The sequence below is a fragment of the Bradyrhizobium sp. WYCCWR15520 genome (assembly GCF_056174665.1).
This window is the reverse complement of the sequence record NZ_JBWBWM010000036.1, coordinates 43,799-60,421: the sequence shown is the minus strand read 5'-3', so window position 1 is coordinate 60,421 and position 16,623 is coordinate 43,799. Positions and strand designations below refer to the sequence as shown.

The window sequence follows — 16,623 nt, the reverse complement described above, 5'->3', positions numbered from 1 at the left end:
GACATGACCGAGCCGTGCGATCTGCCCGCGGTAACGGCGCGGGCGCTGATCGGCGAGCGCAAGCTTTCGCCGGTCGAACTGATGGACAGTTGCATCCGGCGGATCGAGACAATCGATCCTGCCGTCAACGCGATCATTGCGCGCTCGTTCGACACGGCGCGCGCCGCGGCGCGGGAAAGCGAGGCCGCCGTGATGCGCGGCGATGCGCTCGGGCCGCTGCATGGGCTTCCGCTCGGGGTCAAGGACCTGATCGACGCCAAGGGACTGCCGACGAGCTTCGGCAGTGTGCTGTTCGCGGACAACATCGCAGCCGAGGATGAAGCGATCGTCGCGATGCTCAAGCGCGCCGGGGCCATCGTCGTCGGCAAGACCAACGTCCCCGAATGGGGCGCGGGCGGCAACACCCGCAACGCGCTTCATGGCGCCACCGGCAACCCGTTCGACCCCGAGCGCTCCGCCGCCGGCTCGTCCGGCGGATCGGCGGTGGCGCTTGCCACCGGCATGGTGCCGCTGGCGACCGGTTCGGACACCGGCGGCTCGGTCAGGAATCCCGCCGCGTTCTGTGGTGTCGTCGGCTTCCGCCCCTCGCCCGGGCTGATCGCCAGCAACAGCCGCAACATGGCCTGGCTGCAGATCTCGCAGCTCGGACCGATGGCGAGAAACGTATCCGATGCCTGCCTGATGCTTTCCTGCATGCTGGATCGCGACGCGCGCGATCCGCTGTCGGCGATCCTTCATGCCGGCGGAACGCCCGTGAGCGAGGCCTACCGCAATCCGCCTGACATCGATCTCGCCACCTTGCGTATCGCAGCGACAACCGATTTCGGATTTGCGCCGACGGAACGCGCCATCGCCGACACATTCAAGAACAAGCTCGCGACATTCGTATCGGCATTTCGCAGCGTCGAATGGACCCATCCGGATTGCAGCCATGCCGACGAAGTGTTCCGGGTCTTGCGCGCCGTCGCATTCCTCGGCCGTCACCGCGAACTCGCGGAGAAATATCCTGATAAGGTCGGTCCCAATATTCGCGACAACGTCGCCGAGGGACTTGGATATTCCGCCCTCGACGTCGCGCGTGCGCTGTCGCTGCAGACCGCGCTCTATCGAAGCTGGCAGCAATTCTTCGGCGAGCATGATTTCGTCATTGCGCCTGCGGTCACGATCAGCCCGCGGCCGTGGTCGGAGCTCTACCCGGCCACGATCGACGGCGTAGCTACGAAAAGCTATTTCCACTGGCTGGCGATGGCCTATGCCGTGACCAATGCCGGGCATCCGGTGGTGGCGATCCCGGCCGGGCGCGATGGCGCCGGATTGCCGTTCGGCATCCAGATCATCGGCCCACGCGGCGGCGATGCCGCAACGCTTGCGGTTGCCCGCGGGATCGAGGCGCTGCTTGGCGCCAATCCTGAGACGGCCCGTCCCGTCCCCAATCTCGAATGGCTGCGCCGTCAGCCACCGATGTCCTCCCGGCCGGGTTTTCTGGATTTCGACTGAGGCGATATTCGTTTCGCGGCGATGGTGCGCCTGCACCTCTATGCCCGCGCGGCGGGCCTTGCGTTGCGCACCGGCCCCGACGCCGCAGGCGCGGCTGCGGCGCTCGATCTCGCGCAATCTAGCGCTTCCTGTTTCCGGTCAATCCGCACTGGCATGGCAACGAGAGCGCCGTGGTCCGCCATATTCGCATCTGGATACCGGGGTAGGAGGCGCTCGCCTGCCCGCGACAATAGTTCCCGATCGGAAGAAATGGCGCCAATCGCGGGTGCGACTTCCCGTCGAAGCGCCTCCTGAACGTCCATTCATCAAAATTAAATCCGGCGCCGGGCCACCCGAAAGCCGAGCCCGAAGCAACAAACTTCACTCGAAAGTGTTTAGCGAGTCTCCGGTTATGTGGAAAGTTTGCCTGGCTGGTTATGTAAAGGAGGAGTCGATGAAAAAGGCACCTTTAGCTTTGGCCGCAGCGGCGGTCTTGGGCCTGACGGCGGTAACGGCACCGTCGCCCGCGGAGGCGCACTGGCGCGGAGGGGGCTGGGGCTGGGGCGGGGCTGTGGCTGGCGGATTGATCGCGGGCGCGGTGATCGGCGGCATCGCTTCCAGCGCTTACGGCTACGGTCCGTACGGATATTATGGAGGAGGCTATTATCCGGCGTACTACGGCGGATATGGTCCCTATTACGGCGGATACGCCTACGCGCCGGCCTACTACGGCGGATACTACGGCGGCCCCTATGTTCGCCGCGTGTATCGTCCGGCCTACGCCTACTATGGCGGTCCGCGATTCTATGGTCCGCGGTATTACGGCGGCTACTGGCGTCGCTGGTGATTCAACGAATTTGAAGGGCCGCCAACATGGCGGCCCTTTTTATGAACACGCGTCAGTCGATTGTTCAGTCGATCTCATGCACCACGGTACGCGTGCCCGGATCGACCAGCATCACGCGGTTGCCGGAATAGACATAGCGATACTTGGTCACTGACGGGCCCCAATCCGACGGCACCGGCGCGAGTTCGACGTCGGTCGGCACCTTCGCGCCAACCACGATCCTTTCCCGTGTTTCGACCGGGCGGATCTTGTGCTCGGTGACGTAACTCTTGATCCGGGTGCGATATTCCGGCTCGATCTGAATCGTGGCGCCCGCAGCTCCGGTGGTCGTTCCGGGAGTGACTACGGTGGTTTGCGCGGTGGCCATCGTCGCAACCAGCGACGCTGCCGCCGCAAGTATGAACAGCTTCTTCATCTAGTTCCTCCTCAAGCCGCATCAGCGCGGCTGCGGGAAAAACAGATTTTTCACCCACTTGTTCCGAGAAGAATGCAGCACCGCAAGGCGTTGAATGCACAAGGATATCGCCTGGCGCTTTCGGCGCATCACTGCTTTGCAAGCTCAAACCGGCAGGACGCCCTCAACGAAAATCAGGCGCCGATCGAACGCTGTCTGCCGCACTTTCAGCGCCTCAGCATATTCCGGCGAGGCGTACCATTCGCGCAAACGCGCCAGCGTTGAGAATTCGACGACAATGATGGTTTTCGGCAGCGGGCCGCCTTCGATCAAATCTGCGGCGCCACCACGGATCAGATACTGCCCGCCATATTGTGCGATCGTCTTCGCAGCGATGGTTCGGTAGACTTCAAAGCCTACCGGGTCGCGCACGTCGTCGACTTCGGAAATAACGTAGGCTGACATCCCTCACCTCACGCGATGGTCTGAATCAGTCCGCCTTCTGCCCGCAGCGCGGCGCCGTTGGTGGCGGAAGCCTCTTTCGAACTGACGTAGATCACCATATTGGCGATCTCCTCGACGCTGGCAAAGCGCTGGATCAGCGATCCGGGGCGATGCTGCTTGATGAACTGCGCGGCCGCATCCTGCTCGGACTGGCCGTTCTGCCTGGCGAGATCTGCGACGAAAGTCTCGACGCCTTCGGACATGGTCGGTCCCGGCATCACTGAATTGACGGTAACAGCGGTACCCCGGGTCAATTCGGCAAGGCCGCGAGAAACTGCGAGCTGCGCCGTCTTGGTCATGCCGTAATGGATCATCTCCCTGGGAATCATCAGCGCCGACTCCGAGGCGATGAAAACGATACGGCCCCAATTGCGCTTCAGCATGCCAGGCATGTAAGCGCGCGACAAACGGATGCCGGACATCACGTTGACATCGAAAAAACGGCTCCAGTCCTCATCCGGAATATCGAAGAAGTTTTTGGGCTCGAAGATGCCGGCGTTATTGATGAGAATGTCGACATCAGGCAACGCCGCAACCAGGGCCTTGCATCCCGCCGCCGTCGAGACATCAGCGGCAACACTCCGCACCTTGCCGCCAGCCTTATCAGCAGTCTTGCCGAGCGCGGCGGCCACGGCATCGACCTTGGCTTGAGTCCGGCCATTGATCACCACGTCCGCGCCTGCAGCAAAGAGGCCCTTGGCAATTGCGTGGCCGATACCGGAAGTGGAGCCAGTCACCAGCGCCGTCTTGCCCGAAAGATCGATTTTCATCCGTCATCTCCATCGTTGATGACAGCGATATCGGGAGCGGCGGGTACGACCACAATTGCAGCCAGCGCGCGTCAGATGCGCAAATAAAAAGCGGCGCACATGGCGCCGGCTGTCGAACAGCTCACGATAGGGATAAGAGCTGGTCCTCAGCTTCTGATCCCAGTCAAGACCGCGACATCTCGCTTGCCGTCCAGGACCTCCTCGAACTCTTGGGCGAACCTATCGACAGCGGCATACTCGGTCGTGAAACGAATAGTAGCCAAATTCTGGAGGTCAGCATCAGGCGTTGTCCAAACCTCCGAGGAAAGGTCAACGTGCACGAGAAGCGTTCCACGGCTGTCGTACGGCTTAACAGCGATCCTGAGGTGGCGTTCGAGACTTCCCGGGCGCTCCTTGCTCCCGAAGCCACCTTCGATGAGCGCTGGAGTGGTTGCCGTCAGTGGAAAAGATCTGAGGGCAGCCAGGAAGGTTTGCTTCACATTGATTCGATCGAACCACGCCGCCCCCCGTGCGGAGAATTCACCTGATTTCACCGTCGCAATGATCTGACCGGTCCAGTCATCGTCTGTCCGATAAGTGACCTGCAATTCCGATGCACTCATTCGGCAAACTCCAATGATGCGCCGGCAATCGTCGCATTGAATCGAATCGGTTTGGAAGCGCGTGCGCGCTTGAACGGCCAACAAAAAAGCGGCGCTGGAAGCGCCGCTTTTGAAACTTGCGATTTTGAAGGACTTACGCCGCTTCAGCTTCCTTTTCCTGCACCGGGCCGGAGTCCTGGCCCTTGGCGTCGACGTCGCGGTCGACGAATTCGATCACGGCCATCGGGGCATTGTCGCCGTAGCGGAAGCCGGCCTTGATGATGCGGGTGTAGCCGCCCTGGCGGTCCTTGTAGCGAGGCGCCAGCACATCGAACAGCTTCTTGACCTGGTCGACATCGCGCATCTCGGAGATCGCCTGGCGGCGCAAGGCAAGCCCGCCCTTCTTGCCGAGGGTGACCAGCTTCTCGACGATCGGGCGCAATTCCTTGGCCTTCGGCAGCGTGGTAACGATCTGCTCGTGCTTGATCAGCGCGGCGCACATGTTGGCGAACATCGCGCGGCGATGCTCGGCGGTGCGGTTGAGCTTGCGATGAACCTTGCCGTGACGCATTGAACTATTCCTTGTCTTGTCTTCGTCGCGACGGTTCGTCGGACTTGTTGCTCAGGTGGGCTGCCTGCGTTCGCCCCAGTCATTCCGGGGCGATGCGAAGCATCGAACCCGGAATCTCGAGATTCCCCGGTGCGCAATTGCGCACCTGCGATCGCCGCTTCGCGACGTCCGGAATGACGAAAATCAGTAATGATCCTCGAAGCGCTTGGCGAGCTCGTCGATATTCTCCGGCGGCCAGCCCGGCACTTCCATGCCGAGGTGCAGACCCATCTGGGCCAGCACTTCCTTGATCTCGTTGAGCGACTTGCGGCCGAAGTTCGGGGTGCGGAGCATTTCCGCTTCGCTCTTCTGCACGAGGTCGCCGATATAGACGATGTTGTCGTTCTTCAGGCAGTTAGCCGAACGCACCGACAGTTCGAGCTCGTCGACTTTCTTGAGGAACGCCGGGTTGAAGGCGAGATCCGGAATGATCTCCTGCGCCACTTCCTTGCGCGGCTCTTCGAAGTTCACGAACACGTTGAGCTGGTCCTGCAGGATGCGCGCGGCATAGGCCACCGCGTCCTCCGGCGAGATCGCGCCGTTGGTCTCGATCGTCATGGTCAACTTATCGTAGTCGAGGATCTGGCCCTCGCGGGTGTTCTCGACCTTGTAGGAGACCTTGCGCACGGGCGAGAACAGGCTGTCGACCGGGATCAGGCCGATCGGCGCATCCTCGGGCCGGTTGCGCTCGGCGGCGACGTAGCCCTTGCCGGCGGCAACGGTGAACTCCATGCGGATTTCAGCGCCCTCGTCCAGCGTGCAGAGCTGGAGCTCCGGATTGAGCACCACGATGTCGCCGACGGTCTGGATGTCGCCGGCGGTGACGACGCCCGGACCCGACTTCTTCACGACCATGCGCTTGGGGCCTTCGCCCTGCATCTTGATCGAGATGTCCTTGATGTTGAGCACGATGTCGGTGACGTCCTCGCGAACGCCCGCGATCGAGGAGAACTCGTGCAGCACGCCGTCGATGTGCACCGATTGCACCGCGGCGCCCTGCAGCGACGACAGGAGGATGCGGCGCAGCGCGTTACCGAGCGTCTGGCCGAAACCGCGCTCGAGCGGCTCGGCGACGACGGTGGCAAACCGGGTCGCATCGGAGCCCGGCGTTACCTGCAGTTTGTTCGGTCGAATAAGTTCTTGCCAATTTTTCTGGATCGTCACTTTGTCACCCCTTCGGGTCAATAGACCGGCCAGTCGATCCGCCTTCAGATCACTGGCGTTGGAGATCGCGGATCAGTCCGCGGAAAATTCCAAAAACAATCGCGAGCAGCAAAACCGCCCGCGACCAGACATCAGACGCGCCGGCGCTTGCGCGGACGGCAACCATTGTGCGGGATCGTGGTCACGTCGCGGATCGACGTCACGGTGAAGCCCGCCGCCTGCAGCGCGCGAAGCGCCGATTCGCGGCCCGAACCGGGGCCGGCAACTTCCACTTCCAGCGTGCGCATGCCGTGTTCCTGCGCCTTCTTGGAAACGTCTTCGGCCGCGACCTGCGCGGCATAGGGGGTCGACTTGCGCGAGCCCTTGAAGCCCATCGTGCCGGCCGACGACCAGGCGATGGTGTTGCCCTGCGCGTCGGTGATGGTGATGGTCGTGTTGTTGAACGACGAATTCACGTGCGCGATGCCGGAGGCGATGTTCTTGCGTTCGCGGCGGCGTACGCGGGTGGCTTCCTTGCCCATTATCCTAAAACCTTCCTGTGATCTCAAACGCCGCCGTACTGCCAGCGGCTACACCTAAAAACGCGAGTGGCTGACGGTGAGCAGCGAATAGAATCTATTCGCCGCTCCCTATCAGCTATTCGCAAAACTTACTTCTTCTTGCCGGCGATCGACTTGGCCGGGCCCTTGCGCGTGCGCGCATTGGTGTGGGTGCGCTGGCCGCGCACCGGCAGGCCGCGGCGATGACGCAGGCCGCGATAGCAGCCGAGGTCCATCAGCCGCTTGATGTTGATGCCGGTCTCACGGCGAAGGTCGCCCTCGACGAGATAGTCGCGGTCGATCACTTCGCGGATCTGCAGGACTTCCTGGTCGCTCAGCTGGCTGACGCGACGATCCTCGGGGATCTTGACCTTCTCGATGATCTCGGCCGCGTTCTTCTGGCCGATGCCATGGATGTACTGGAGCGCGATCAGAACGCGCTTGTTGGTCGGGATATTCACGCCGGCAATACGGGCCACGGACTTCTCTCCTGTCGCCGATCCCCTATGGACCGGGCTATGTTCTTGCTAACTCGGGCAGGTATTCGCAAACGCGAACACGACGCCCTTCCCCTCATTTGCTTCGGGGCCCGGCATCGTCAAAAACTATCCGACTTGGATGCGGGGCTTATTAAAGGATTCAACTCGGTTTCGTCAACCGCCTCTATCGCTTAGCTCGCTTTTTCGTGACCTTTTTCGCGACCTTCCGGACGGTCTTTTGGGCTGCCTTTTTGGCCTTCCCGACAGCCCGCCGCTGGCTGGCCGGGGCCGCCTTCCCGATCTTCCTGGAGGCCGCTTTCCTGCCCTTTGGGGCCGCTTTGGAGGCCTTTTTGGCCGTTTTGGCAGCCTTTTTACCCGACGGCCTGGCGGTCTTCCTGGCTGCTGCAGTGGCCTTCCTGGCCGGCGCCGCCTTGGGTTCCACCGCCCCGATCGCGGACAGGATGCGATTGATCTCCCGGGTGACGTGCTCGATGGTCATCATGCCGTCGACGGTCAGAAGCTTCCGCCGCTCGGAGTAGTAGTGAATCAAGGGCTCGGTCAGGGAGCGGTACTGCGCCAGGCGCTTGGTCAGCACTTCCGGCGTATCGTCGACCCGGACCTCCTCGCCGCGCGCACGGGTTTCCTCGGCCCGTTTCTCGACGCGCTCAAGCAGCGCGCTCTCGTTGACGCGGAGTTCGACCACCGCATCGAGCTTGAGATGCTTCCTCTTCAGGAGTTCATCGAGGGCTTCGGCCTGCGGCACCGTGCGCGGAAAGCCATCGAGGATAAAGCCCTTTTTGGCGTCGGGCTGCTCGATGCGGTCGGAGATGATTCCCACCACGAGTTCGTCCGGGACGAGGCCACCATTGGCCATGATGTCCTTGGCCTGCAGGCCGATCGGCGTTTCGGCGGCAACCGCGGCGCGGAGCATCTCGCCGGTCGAGAGCTGCACGATGCCGTACTTGGAAACCAGCCGCAGCGCCTGGGTCCCCTTGCCCGAGCCCGGCGGCCCCAAAAGGATCAATCTCATGACTATTCGCCCCCCGGCTTGGTGAGCGAAACCCGCACACCCTGTTATCGGATTTCAGACCACCCGCAAATCAGCGGCGGCGGCCCCTCAGCTTGGACTTCCTGATCAGCCCCTCATACTGGTGAGCCAACAGATAACCCTGCACCTGCGCCACCGTATCCATGGTCACGCTGACGACGATCAGAAGCGAGGTTCCACCGAAGTAGAACGGCACCGAGGCATAGGAAATCAGGATTTCGGGAATCAGACACACGATCGCCAGATAGATCGCGCCCAACACGGTGATCCGCGACAGCACGTAGTCGATATATTCCGCGGTGCGCTCGCCCGGACGGATGCCGGGGATGAAGCCGCCGTGCTTCTTCAAATTGTCGGCAGTCTCGGTCGGGTTGAACACGATCGCGGTGTAGAAGAAGGCGAAGAACACGATCAGCGCCAAATAGCAGAACAGGAACAGCGGACGGCCGTGGCTGAGCTGGGTGTTGAGCCACTGGAACCATTCCGGTCCCTTGCCGGCATTGAAGTTCGCAACGGTGGCCGGCAGCAGCAGCAGCGACGAGGCGAAGATCGGCGGGATCACGCCCGAGGTGTTGAGCTTGAGCGGCAGATGCGAGGACTGGCCCTCGAACATCTTGTTGCCGACCTGGCGCTTCGGATACTGGATCAGGAGACGGCGCTGCGCGCGCTCCATGAACACGATGAAGGCAATCACGGCGACCGCCATCACGATCACGATCAGGATCAGGGCGGTCGACAGCGCGCCCTGGCGTCCCAGTTCCAGCATGTTGGCGAGCGCCGACGGCAACTCGGCGACGATGCCGGCCAGAATGATCAGCGAAATGCCATTGCCGATGCCGCGCGAGGTGATCTGCTCGCCGAGCCACATCAGGAACATGGTGCCGCCGGTCAGCGTGACCGTGGTGGAAATCAGGAAGAACGGGCCGGGATCGCTGACGACATTGCCGGCGCCCTGCAGTCCGATCGCGATGCCATAGGCCTGGAACGTGGCGAGGATCACGGTGAGGTAGCGGGTATACTGGTTCAGCGTCTTGCGGCCGGCTTCGCCTTCTTTCTTCAAGGCTTCGAGCTTGGGCGATACCGTCGTCAGGAGCTGGATGATGATCGATGCCGAGATGTACGGCATGATGTTCAGCGCGAAGATCGCCATGCGGTTGATGCCGCCGCCGGCGAACATGTTGAACATGCCGAGAATACCGCCGGCCTGCGACTTGAACACCTGTTCCCAGATCGCGGGATCAATGCCCGGCAGCGGGATATAGGTGCCGAGCCGATAAACAAGCAGCGCACCCAGCGTAAACCAGATGCGCTTCTTCAGTTCGTCGGCCTTCGCCAAAGCACCGAAATTGAGGTTTGCCGCAAGTTGTTCTGCTGCTGAGACCATGTTCAGGCTTTCTCCCGCCGTCCCCCAGGCCGACGTCCCTTCCCGGGACAATCGGCAGACGCCGGACAATATTTGGTGCTCGGCTTTGATAAGTCCATCGTTCTATCGTGCGGATCGCCCGCGACAAAACGGGCGATGACGCAGATGTTACGCCGCCTCGCCTTCTTCCTTCTTGGCCGGGGCCAGGATCTTCACCGTGCCGCCGGCCTTCTCGACCGCCGCGACCGCGGATTTCGAGGCGCCATGCACCTCGATCGCGAGCTTGGCCTTGAGTTCGCCGCGGCCGAGCAGCCGCACGCCGTCCTTGGCGCGGCGCAGCACGCCGGCCTTGACCAGCGATTCCGCGGTCACCGTGTCCTTGGCGTCGATCCGCTTGGCATCGATCGCCTCCTGCAGCCGGTCGAGGTTGATCTCGGCGAAGTCGAGCCGGAAGATGTTGTTGAAGCCGCGCTTCGGCAGGCGACGATGCAGCGGCATCTGGCCGCCCTCGAAGCCCTTGATGCGCACGCCCGAACGCGCGGTCTGGCCCTTGCCGCCGCGGCCCGAAGTCTTGCCCTTGCCCGAACCGATGCCACGGCCGACGCGCATGCGCTTCTTGCGCGAGCCGGCGTTGTCGGCGATATCGCTGAGCTTCATCGCCCTTCTCCTTATACTTGCTTACTCGCCGACGACGCGGACGAGATGCTGGACCTTGTTGATCATGCCGCGAACCTCAGGGGTATCCTGAAGCTCGGCAACCCGGCCGATCTTGTTGAGCTTGAGGCCGATCAGCGTCGAACGCTGCGAGTGGTGGCGGCGGATTGCGCTGCCGATCTGCTCGACCTTGATCGTCTTTGCGGCCTTGGCCATCGTCTTAACTCCAAAAAGCGCTTGAAAGCGCCGGTTTATTCAGCCACCGCTTCGGCGTCGCCGCCGACGCGGCGCGACTGCAGCGTGGACACCTTGATGTTGCGGCGGGCCGCCACCGAACGCGGCGAATCCTGATGCTTCAGGGCGTCGAAGGTCGCGCGAACCATGTTGTAGGGATTCGACGAGCCGATCGACTTCGCCACCACGTCCTGGATGCCGAGCGTCTCGAACACCGCGCGCATCGGGCCGCCGGCGATGATGCCGGTACCGGCCGGAGCGGCACGCAGGTAGACGCGGCCGGCGCCGTGACGGCCGGCGATGTCGTGATGCAGCGTGCGGCCTTCGCGCAGCGCCACGCGCGTCAGGTTGCGCTTGGCCGACTCGGTCGCCTTGCGGATCGCCTCGGGCACTTCGCGCGCCTTGCCGTGGCCGAAACCGACCCGGCCCTTCTGGTCGCCGATCACGACCAGCGCCGCAAAGCCGAAGCGCTTGCCGCCCTTGACGACCTTCGCCACGCGATTGATGTGGACGAGCTTGTCGACGAACTCGCTGTCGCGCTCCTCGCGATCCCTGCTCCGTTCGCGTCCGCCGCGTTCGCGTTCACCTGCCATGGTGTTTTCCAATCTTTAGGGGAAGAAAGCCCCTGTCCTCGTAAATGTTCAAAACGGTTGGTTAGAAGCTCAGTCCGCTTTCGCGGGCGGCATCGGCGAGCGCCTTGACGCGCCCGTGATAGAGATACTGACCGCGATCGAACACCACTTCCTTGACGCCCTTTTGCACGGCGCGTTCCGCCAGCAGCTTGCCGACGGCCTTGGCCGCATCGATGTTGGCGCCCGTGTTGCCGGCCTCGCGCATGGTCTTCTCCAGCGACGAGGCAGAAGCGAGCGTCTCGCCCTTCAGGTCGTCGATGACCTGGGCGTAGATGTGCTTCGACGAACGGAACACCGACAGACGCGGGCGTCCATTGGCCGACCGGCGCAGCGCGTTGCGCACGCGCTGCTTGCGCCGGGCATTCGTGACCTTGAGTGACATGACCGGCTCCGTTACTTCTTCTTGCCTTCCTTGCGGAAGATGAATTCGTTGGCGTACTTCACGCCCTTGCCCTTGTAGGGCTCCGGCGGACGGTAGGCGCGAATCTCGGCCGCGACCTGCCCGACACGCTGCGAATCGGTGCCGGTGATCGTGATCTCGGTCGGCTTCGGCACCGCGATGGTGATGCCTTCCGGGATCGCGTAGACCACGTCGTGGCTGTAGCCGAGCGCGAGCTGCAGGTTCTTGCCCTGCATCGCGGCGCGGTAACCGACGCCGGTGATCTCGAGCTTCTTTTCAAAGCCCTTGGTGACGCCCTCGACCAGGTTCGCGACCTGCGCGCGCGCGGTGCCGTACATGGCCTGCGCGCGGTTGGTCTTGAACTTCGGCGCGACCTTCACCGCACCGCTCTCGAACTTCACCTCGACGTCGTCATGCACGACGAACTGAAGCTGGCCCTTCGGGCCCTTCACCTTGACGGTCTGTCCCTCGACGGTCGCCGTCACACCGGACGGGATCGCCACAGGCCGTTTGCCAACACGTGACATGGCTAAAAATCCTTCCTCAGAACACCGTGAAGAGAACTTCGCCGCCCACATTCGCGTCGCGCGCTTCGTGGTCAGCCATGATTCCCTTCGGCGTCGACAACACCGAAATGCCGAGACCGTTGTTCACGCGCGGCAGGTTCTTCACCGAGGCGTAAACCCGGCGCCCGGGCTTCGAGACCCGCTCGATCTCGCGAATGACGGGCTCGCCGTCGAAATATTTCAGCTCGATCTCGAGCTCGCTGCGGCCCGAAGCATGTTCGACGCTGGCGTAGCCGCGGATGTAGCCCTCGGACTTCAGCACTTCGAGCACGCTGGCGCGCATCTTCGAGCCCGGGGTCGAGACCTTGGACTTCGAACGCATCTGCGCGTTGCGGATGCGGGTGATGAGATCGGAAATTGGATCGTGCGTTGACATCTTGACGACCCTCCTTACCAGCTCGACTTCACGAGCCCGGGAACCAGGCCCTTGGAGCCGAGTTCACGCAGCGCGATGCGCGAGAGCTTGTTCTTGCGGTAGTTCGAGCGCGGACGGCCGGTCAGTTCGCAGCGGTTGCGGATGCGCGTCGTCGACGAGTTGCGCGGCAACTGGGCGAGCTTCAGCGTCGCCGCAAACCGCTCTTCCATCGGCTTGGTCTTGTCGGCGATGATCGCCTTCAGCTTCGCGCGCGCAGGTGCGGCGTTCTTGGCCATCCGCTTGCGCCGGTTGTTCTTCTCGATCGAACTCTTCTTTGCCATGCTTGGCTCCTGGGTTTCCGCGTTTGAGAGGCTAGCTGCGTCTCACTGCCGGAACGGGAAATTGAAAGCGGTCAACAAGGCCCTCGCCTCGTCGTCGGTCTTCGCCGTGGTGCAGACGGTGATGTCCATGCCGCGGGCTTCCGAAACCTTGTCGAAATCGATTTCGGGGAAAATGATGTGCTCCTTGATGCCGAGCGAGTAGTTGCCACGGCCGTCAAAGCTCTTCGGGTTCAGACCACGGAAGTCGCGCACGCGCGGCAGCGCGACGTTCACCAGGCGATCGATGAACTCGTACATCCGTGCCTTGCGCAGCGTGACCTTGCAGCCGATCGGCTGGTTCTCGCGCAGCTTGAAGGTCGCGATCGCGATCCGCGAATAGGTCACGATCGCCTTCTGGCCGGCGATCTGGGTCAGCTCGGCAGCCGCGGTCTCGGCCTTCTTGCGGTCGTTGACGGAATCGCCGACGCCCATGTTGAGCACGACCTTGTCCAGCCGCGGCACCTGCATGACGTTGGCGTAGCCGAACTTCTCAGTCAGCTGGCCACGGATGCTCTTGTCATACTCCGCGCGCAGGCGCGGCGTGTAAGCGGTATCAGCCATCGATCTCTGCTCCCGAGCTCTTGGCAACACGTACCTTCTTGCCATCGGCCTGAATCTTGAACCCAATGCGGGTCGGCTTTCCGTCCTTGCCTACATAGGCGACGTTGGACAGGTGGATCGGCGACTCCTTGGAGATGATGCCGCCTTCCTGGTTCTGGGTCTGCTTCTGGTGACGCTTCACCAGATTGACGCCGCGCACCAGCGCCGTGTTGTCGGCGGGGCGGACCTCGAATACTTCGCCGGTGCGGCCCTTGTCGCGGCCGCTCAGCACGATGACCTTGTCACCCTTGCGGATCTTGGCAGCCATCACAGCACCTCCGGCGCAAGCGAGATGATCTTCATGTGGTTCTTGGCGCGCAGCTCGCGCGGCACGGGCCCGAAGATACGGGTGCCGACGGGTTCCGACTGGTTGTTGATCAGGACGGCGGCGTTGCGGTCGAAACGGATGACCGAGCCGTCGGCGCGGCGGATGTCCTTGCGGACACGCACCACGACGGCCTTCATCACGTCGCCCTTCTTCACCTTGCCGCGCGGAATCGCTTCCTTGATCGACACGACGATAACGTCGCCCACGGTGGCATAGCGGCGCTTGGAGCCCCCCAGCACCTTGATGCACATGACACGGCGTGCGCCTGAATTGTCGGCCACGTCGAGGTTGGTCTGCATCTGAATCATTGATGCACCTCGTCCTCTTTCTGCGCTTTAGCGCGCTAAAAATTTCCCTGAATTCCCTCGGCTAAGCCGAGATTATCAGGCCGTTTTCTTCTGTTCGCCCCGGACCACGGTCCAGCGCTTCAACTTCGAGATCGGCTTGCTTTCCTCGATCCACACCATGTCGCCCGGCTTGAACTCGTTGTTCTCGTCGTGCGCGTGGTAGTTCTTGGAGCGGCGGATCGTCTTCTTGTAGATCGGATGGGTGAAGCGGCGATCGACGCGCACCACCACCGTCTTGGCTTGCTTGTCGCTCACGACCACGCCCTGAAGCGTACGTTTCGGCATGTCCGGCCTCTTACTTCTTCTTCGCGCGGGCTTGCGCGGCGATGGTCTTGATGCGGGCGATATCGCGGCGGGCTTCACGCAGCCGCGAGGTGTTCTCCAGCTGCCCGGTGGCGCGCTGGAAACGCAGGTTGAAACGCTCCTTCTTCAGATTGAGGACGGCGTCCTCCCTCTGGTCGTCGCTCATCGCGCGGATGTCTTCAACTTTCATCGGGGCCATGAGTGTTACTCCGCAATGCGCGCGACGAAGCGCGTCTTGATCGGCAGCTTGGCGGCAGCGAGCGAGAGGGCTTCCTTCGCGGTCTGCACGGTGACGCCGTCGATCTCGAAAATCACGCGGCCCGGCTTGACCCGCGCCACCCACAATTCCGGCGTACCCTTGCCCGAGCCCATGCGGACTTCGGCGGGCTTCTTCGAGACCGGCAGGTCGGGAAACACGCGGATCCAGACGCGGCCGGCGCGCTTCATGTGACGGGTCAGCGCGCGGCGCGCGGCTTCGATCTGGCGGGCGGTGATGCGCTCGGGCGCCATCGCCTTCAGGCCGAACTGGCCGAACGACAACGTCGCACCCGAAGTCGCAACGCCGTGGATACGGCCCTTATGCGCCTTCCGGAACTTCGTTTTCTTTGGTTGCATCATGGCTTTAAGCCCTCAAACCTTCTCTAATGTCTCACGCAGCGGCGGCGTCGCGGCGGGGACGCGCAGTGTCGCCCTCGGCCATCTTCTTGTCCTGGGCCATCGGATCGTGCTCGAGGATCTCGCCCTTGAAGATCCAGACCTTGACGCCGCAGGTGCCGAACGTCGTGAACGCGGTCGCCACGCCGTAATCGACATCGGCGCGCAGCGTGTGCAGCGGCACGCGGCCTTCACGGTACCACTCCATGCGCGCGATTTCGGCGCCGCCAAGACGGCCCGAGCAGTTGATACGAATGCCCTCGGCGCCGAGACGCATCGCCGACTGCACCGCCCGCTTCATGGCGCGGCGGAATGCGACGCGGCGCTCGAGCTGCTGGGCGATCGATTCAGCGACCAGGGTGGCGTCGAGCTCGGGCTTGCGGATTTCGACGATGTTGATGACGACGTCGGAAGCCGTGATGTCGGCAACCCGCTTGCGCAGCTTGTCGATGTCGGCGCCCTTCTTGCCGATCACGACGCCCGGACGCGCCGAGTGGATCGTCACGCGGCACTTCTTGTGCGGACGCTCGATCACGATGCGGGCGACGGCGGCCTGCTTGAGCTCCTTGTGCAGGATCTCGCGGATCTTGACGTCTTCATGCAGCAGCTTGCCGTATTCGCTCTTGCCGGCGAACCAGCGCGAATCCCAGGTGCGGTTGATGCCGAGACGCAGCCCGATTGGATTGATCTTTTGACCCATCGTATTCTCCCGCGCCGCTTTAAGCGCTTGCCTCGGCCTCGACCTGACGAACCACGATGGTCAGGTGCGAGAACGGTTTATAGATACGGCCCGAGCGGCCACGGCCGCGCGGCGCAAAACGCTTCATGACGATGCCGTTGCCGACATGGGCCTCGGCGACGACGAGATCGTCGACTTCGAGGTCATGGTTGTTCTCGGCGTTGGCGATCGCCGATTCCAGGCACTTCTTGACGTCGACCGCGATCCGCTTGCGCGAGAACTGCAGGTCGGCGAGCGCAGCCGAAGCCTTCCGGCCGCGGATCAGCTGCGCGACCAGGTTGAGCTTCTGCGGGCTGACGCGCAGCATCCGGGCAACCGCCTTGGCCTCGTTGTCCGCGAGGCTACGTTCGCGCTTTGGTTTGCTCATCGTCTATTCCTCAAGCCTTCTTGGCTTTCTTGTCGCCCGAGTGGCCATGGAAGGTACGGGTCGGCGAGAACTCGCCGAACTTGTGACCCACCATTTCCTCGTTGACCGAGACCGGCACATGCTTCTGGCCGTTGTAGACGCCGAACGTCAGGCCGACGAACTGCGGCAGGATGGTCGAGCGGCGGCTCCAGATCTTGATGACGTCGTGTCGGCCGGACGCACGCGCCGCATCTGCCTTCTTGAGCAGCGACGCCTCAACGAACGGGCCTTTCCAGACTGAACGAACCAT

Annotated in this window: 28 protein-coding genes; 2 read left to right on the top strand and 26 right to left on the bottom strand. The window is 62.6% G+C overall.

Annotated features, from left to right (window positions below):
- The first annotated feature begins 3 nt into the window (after positions 1-3).
- Both AC0QUY_RS32675 and AC0QUY_RS32670 read left to right on the top strand, forming a co-directional pair.
- Positions 4-1,497, top strand: coding sequence for an amidase (locus AC0QUY_RS32675; RefSeq protein ID WP_475390213.1), 1,494 nt, complete (start codon positions 4-6; stop codon positions 1,495-1,497).
- A gap of 433 nt (positions 1,498-1,930) precedes the next feature.
- Positions 1,931-2,323: a hypothetical protein gene (locus AC0QUY_RS32670; RefSeq protein ID WP_475390212.1), complete on the top strand. Its 393-nt coding sequence runs from the start codon at positions 1,931-1,933 to the stop codon at positions 2,321-2,323.
- A 64-nt stretch (positions 2,324-2,387) separates the two neighbouring features.
- Here AC0QUY_RS32670 and AC0QUY_RS32665 read toward each other — a convergent pair whose 3' ends face one another.
- The 26 genes from AC0QUY_RS32665 to rpsS all read right to left on the bottom strand — a co-directional run bounded on the left by AC0QUY_RS32665 (position 2,388) and on the right by rpsS (position 16,623).
- Positions 2,388-2,738 carry a DUF1236 domain-containing protein gene (locus tag AC0QUY_RS32665; protein WP_161855303.1) on the bottom strand — a complete coding sequence of 117 codons (351 nt, stop codon included), beginning with the start codon at positions 2,736-2,738 and terminating at the stop codon, positions 2,388-2,390.
- Between the two features lie 144 nt (positions 2,739-2,882).
- The gene (locus AC0QUY_RS32660) at positions 2,883-3,182 is read right to left on the bottom strand and encodes a DUF1330 domain-containing protein (protein WP_475390211.1); all 300 of its coding nucleotides are present in this window, start codon (positions 3,180-3,182) and stop codon (positions 2,883-2,885) included.
- Between the two features lie 8 nt (positions 3,183-3,190).
- Positions 3,191-3,991 (bottom strand): SDR family NAD(P)-dependent oxidoreductase, encoded by an 801-nt coding sequence (locus AC0QUY_RS32655; RefSeq protein ID WP_475390210.1) that lies wholly within the window; start codon positions 3,989-3,991, stop codon positions 3,191-3,193.
- Between the two features lie 146 nt (positions 3,992-4,137).
- Positions 4,138-4,593: a hypothetical protein gene (locus tag AC0QUY_RS32650; protein ID WP_475390209.1), complete on the bottom strand. Its 456-nt coding sequence runs from the start codon at positions 4,591-4,593 to the stop codon at positions 4,138-4,140.
- A gap of 133 nt (positions 4,594-4,726) precedes the next feature.
- Entirely contained in the window at positions 4,727-5,143 is a 417-nt protein-coding gene (gene rplQ, locus AC0QUY_RS32645; protein ID WP_057858020.1) for a 50S ribosomal protein L17, read from the bottom strand.
- A 183-nt stretch (positions 5,144-5,326) separates the two neighbouring features.
- Positions 5,327-6,367: a DNA-directed RNA polymerase subunit alpha gene (locus AC0QUY_RS32640; RefSeq protein WP_187399354.1), complete on the bottom strand. Its 1,041-nt coding sequence runs from the start codon at positions 6,365-6,367 to the stop codon at positions 5,327-5,329.
- A gap of 110 nt (positions 6,368-6,477) precedes the next feature.
- Positions 6,478-6,867 carry a 30S ribosomal protein S11 gene (gene rpsK, locus AC0QUY_RS32635; protein ID WP_006021048.1) on the bottom strand — a complete coding sequence of 130 codons (390 nt, stop codon included), beginning with the start codon at positions 6,865-6,867 and terminating at the stop codon, positions 6,478-6,480.
- Positions 6,868-6,995: 128 nt separating this feature from the next.
- The gene (gene rpsM / locus AC0QUY_RS32630) at positions 6,996-7,364 is read right to left on the bottom strand and encodes a 30S ribosomal protein S13 (RefSeq protein ID WP_161855307.1); all 369 of its coding nucleotides are present in this window, start codon (positions 7,362-7,364) and stop codon (positions 6,996-6,998) included.
- 184 nt (positions 7,365-7,548) lie between these two features.
- Complete coding sequence (locus AC0QUY_RS32625) at positions 7,549-8,394, bottom strand: adenylate kinase (protein ID WP_475390208.1); 846 nt, start codon at positions 8,392-8,394, stop codon at positions 7,549-7,551.
- Between the two features lie 70 nt (positions 8,395-8,464).
- The gene (gene secY, locus AC0QUY_RS32620; protein ID WP_161855309.1) at positions 8,465-9,796 is read right to left on the bottom strand and encodes a preprotein translocase subunit SecY; all 1,332 of its coding nucleotides are present in this window, start codon (positions 9,794-9,796) and stop codon (positions 8,465-8,467) included.
- Between the two features lie 147 nt (positions 9,797-9,943).
- The gene (gene rplO / locus AC0QUY_RS32615) at positions 9,944-10,432 is read right to left on the bottom strand and encodes a 50S ribosomal protein L15 (protein ID WP_161855310.1); all 489 of its coding nucleotides are present in this window, start codon (positions 10,430-10,432) and stop codon (positions 9,944-9,946) included.
- A gap of 21 nt (positions 10,433-10,453) precedes the next feature.
- Entirely contained in the window at positions 10,454-10,645 is a 192-nt protein-coding gene (gene rpmD, locus AC0QUY_RS32610) for a 50S ribosomal protein L30 (protein WP_057834255.1), read from the bottom strand.
- A 35-nt stretch (positions 10,646-10,680) separates the two neighbouring features.
- Positions 10,681-11,256 (bottom strand): 30S ribosomal protein S5, encoded by a 576-nt coding sequence (gene rpsE, locus AC0QUY_RS32605; RefSeq protein WP_029081759.1) that lies wholly within the window; start codon positions 11,254-11,256, stop codon positions 10,681-10,683.
- Positions 11,257-11,317: 61 nt separating this feature from the next.
- Positions 11,318-11,677 (bottom strand): 50S ribosomal protein L18, encoded by a 360-nt coding sequence (gene rplR / locus AC0QUY_RS32600; RefSeq protein WP_065750121.1) that lies wholly within the window; start codon positions 11,675-11,677, stop codon positions 11,318-11,320.
- A gap of 11 nt (positions 11,678-11,688) precedes the next feature.
- Complete coding sequence (gene rplF / locus AC0QUY_RS32595) at positions 11,689-12,222, bottom strand: 50S ribosomal protein L6 (RefSeq protein ID WP_057834253.1); 534 nt, start codon at positions 12,220-12,222, stop codon at positions 11,689-11,691.
- Between the two features lie 16 nt (positions 12,223-12,238).
- On the bottom strand, positions 12,239-12,637 hold the full coding sequence (rpsH, locus tag AC0QUY_RS32590; protein WP_057849119.1) for a 30S ribosomal protein S8: 399 nt from the start codon (positions 12,635-12,637) through the stop codon (positions 12,239-12,241).
- 14 nt (positions 12,638-12,651) lie between these two features.
- Complete coding sequence (rpsN, locus tag AC0QUY_RS32585; protein ID WP_065750118.1) at positions 12,652-12,957, bottom strand: 30S ribosomal protein S14; 306 nt, start codon at positions 12,955-12,957, stop codon at positions 12,652-12,654.
- 42 nt (positions 12,958-12,999) lie between these two features.
- The gene (gene rplE, locus AC0QUY_RS32580; protein ID WP_161855311.1) at positions 13,000-13,557 is read right to left on the bottom strand and encodes a 50S ribosomal protein L5; all 558 of its coding nucleotides are present in this window, start codon (positions 13,555-13,557) and stop codon (positions 13,000-13,002) included.
- Positions 13,550-13,864: a 50S ribosomal protein L24 gene (rplX, locus tag AC0QUY_RS32575; RefSeq protein WP_161855312.1), complete on the bottom strand. Its 315-nt coding sequence runs from the start codon at positions 13,862-13,864 to the stop codon at positions 13,550-13,552. The genes rplE and rplX overlap by 8 nt, the downstream gene beginning before the upstream one ends.
- On the bottom strand, positions 13,864-14,232 hold the full coding sequence (gene rplN / locus AC0QUY_RS32570) for a 50S ribosomal protein L14 (RefSeq protein WP_011473865.1): 369 nt from the start codon (positions 14,230-14,232) through the stop codon (positions 13,864-13,866). Before rplN ends, rplX begins: the two co-directional genes overlap by 1 nt.
- A gap of 75 nt (positions 14,233-14,307) precedes the next feature.
- On the bottom strand, positions 14,308-14,556 hold the full coding sequence (gene rpsQ, locus AC0QUY_RS32565) for a 30S ribosomal protein S17 (protein ID WP_009797129.1): 249 nt from the start codon (positions 14,554-14,556) through the stop codon (positions 14,308-14,310).
- A 10-nt stretch (positions 14,557-14,566) separates the two neighbouring features.
- Positions 14,567-14,773, bottom strand: coding sequence for a 50S ribosomal protein L29 (gene rpmC / locus AC0QUY_RS32560; protein ID WP_057834249.1), 207 nt, complete (start codon positions 14,771-14,773; stop codon positions 14,567-14,569).
- 5 nt (positions 14,774-14,778) lie between these two features.
- Complete coding sequence (gene rplP / locus AC0QUY_RS32555) at positions 14,779-15,192, bottom strand: 50S ribosomal protein L16 (protein ID WP_025588649.1); 414 nt, start codon at positions 15,190-15,192, stop codon at positions 14,779-14,781.
- A gap of 31 nt (positions 15,193-15,223) precedes the next feature.
- Positions 15,224-15,928, bottom strand: a complete 705-nt coding sequence (gene rpsC / locus AC0QUY_RS32550; protein ID WP_028349053.1) for a 30S ribosomal protein S3 — start codon at positions 15,926-15,928, stop codon at positions 15,224-15,226.
- Between the two features lie 19 nt (positions 15,929-15,947).
- Positions 15,948-16,334, bottom strand: coding sequence for a 50S ribosomal protein L22 (gene rplV, locus AC0QUY_RS32545; RefSeq protein ID WP_057834247.1), 387 nt, complete (start codon positions 16,332-16,334; stop codon positions 15,948-15,950).
- 10 nt (positions 16,335-16,344) lie between these two features.
- Positions 16,345-16,623 carry a 30S ribosomal protein S19 gene (gene rpsS / locus AC0QUY_RS32540; protein WP_024509042.1) on the bottom strand — a complete coding sequence of 93 codons (279 nt, stop codon included), beginning with the start codon at positions 16,621-16,623 and terminating at the stop codon, positions 16,345-16,347.